We start from the raw sequence: 272 nt of genomic DNA, 5'->3' as shown, positions 1-272 counted from the left end.
CCATAGTTCAACGGCATTACCTACCGCCGCACCGTCCACATCGGTCAAATCAACGGTCATCATATCCATCGACACCCGACCCAGAAGACGCGTGCGCTGACCGTTCACGATCACCGGCGTCCCCTCTTCTGCCTGACGTGGATACCCATCAGCATAACCCATCGCAATCGTCCCGATCCGGGTTGGTTTGGTTGCCACAACACGACTGCCGTAGCCGACACTGTCGCCATTCTGAACCCAGCGGGTCGCAATCACCTCGGTAACCAGCGACA

The 272-nt window shown here is 58.1% G+C and carries 1 protein-coding gene; it reads right to left on the bottom strand.

Features of this window, described 5'->3' with window-relative positions; translation table 11 throughout:
* Positions 1 to 272: alanine racemase C-terminal domain-containing protein (locus Q4563_RS19950; protein WP_303605754.1), on the bottom strand; the 272-nt coding region annotated here is incomplete at both ends.

This window comes from Gilvimarinus sp. 1_MG-2023 (assembly GCF_030548285.1).
This window is presented reverse-complemented; position numbering and strand designations above follow the sequence as displayed.